Here is a 1,489-nt window from a genome sequence, read left to right on the forward strand (position 1 = left end):
TTCGATCTCGGCGGCCATTCATTGCTCGCGATGCGGTTGGTGGCGCATTTACGGAATGGCTTGGGAAAAGAAGTTCCGGTCCGGGCTGTGTTTGAGCATCCCGAAGTACGGGACTTGGCGAATTTGGTGAGCGGCCTTGAAAAGGGCAGTTTTTCCAAGATCCCGCCTGTGGATCGCATACATGCGCTTCCGCTTAGTTATCAGCAGGAACGGCTATGGTTCTTGGACCGGTTGGATAAGGATGCGGGCAGAGCATATCATTTAGAAGGCGCGTTTCGGCTTATCGGTGCTTTGGATCTTGCGGGGTTGCGTGAGGCACTTGTATCTGTGGTTTCGCGGCACGAGGTTTTGCGTACACACTTTGTGACCGGGGCAGAAGAATTGCCAGCGCAGTTTATCGATGAAGCTCCCGATTTCGATCTCTTGGTTAACGATGCGCTCGACTGTTCAGAGCATGATATTGAAAGATGGCTTGAGAAGTTGTTATCCAGGCCGTTTGACCTTGAGCAAGGACCATTGTTTCGGGCCAGTGTTCTGTGTCTTGCCAAGGACGAACATATTCTGGTTATCGGTGGTCATCATGCTGTTCTGGATGGCTGGTCGATCAATTTGCTTCTCAATGAAATATCAGCCTATTATCGGCAAGCCGTTACAGGTCAGAGTGCTGTTTTGCCGTCGGTTTCGATACAATATGCAGATTATGCATGTTGGCAACGCAACTCCTTTTCAGGAGAGCTTCTGGAGAGAGAAGCCGCATGGTGGCGGGAGCAATTAGCCGAAGTTCCCGAAGCAATCAGCCTGCCGTCTGACCGAGCGCGCCCACATGTCATGAACTATCATGGGGGATCTGTTCCAGTCGCTGTTCCTTCAGATGTGGTTACCGTTTTGAAATCCCTTGCCGGGGGACAGGGTGCGACCTTGTTTATGGTACTTGATGCGGCTTTGGCTGCCTTTTTGTCACGTATCGGCGGAGACAGGGAACTTGTTATCGGCACAGCGGTTGCCGGGCGTAAGCGCGTTGAACTTGAGCCTCTTGCCGGTTTTTTTGTAAACACGGTCGCATTGCGGCACCATGTGGATTTGTCCATTTCATTCCGCTCATTTGTAGCGTGTGTCAGGGAGACTGTTCTTGAGGCATTTGCGCACGATACAGTTCCCTTCGAAACTGTTGTTGAAGCGATTTCGCCTGTTCGGAGCCTATCCCATCCGCCTTTGGTCCAAGTGTTTTTGACTTTGCAAACCGCTATGGATGCCGCATCTGGTTTAGATCTACCGGGAGTTTCATCCTCACCTATCAACTTGCCCAACGAAACGACAAAGTTTGAATTAGGAATTGACTTGTCTGAGATCGCCGGCAACCTCGTTGGCGAGTGGTACTACTCCGACCAGATGTTCAATCATGATACGGTAAAACATTTTTGCGAAATGTTTGGCCGGTTTCTCCAAGGTTTAACACAGCAGCCGGACCAGCCTCTTCATTCGATTGATC

General features: G+C 50.7%; 1 protein-coding gene. It reads left to right on the plus strand.

Annotation, left to right across the window (positions count from 1 at the left end; translation table 11 throughout):
• Window positions 1-1,489, plus strand: a 1,489-nt coding sequence (locus tag E1297_RS01910; protein ID WP_244327595.1) for a condensation domain-containing protein, incomplete at both ends; no start/stop codon positions are given.

This window comes from Roseibium sp. RKSG952, assembly GCF_009711355.1.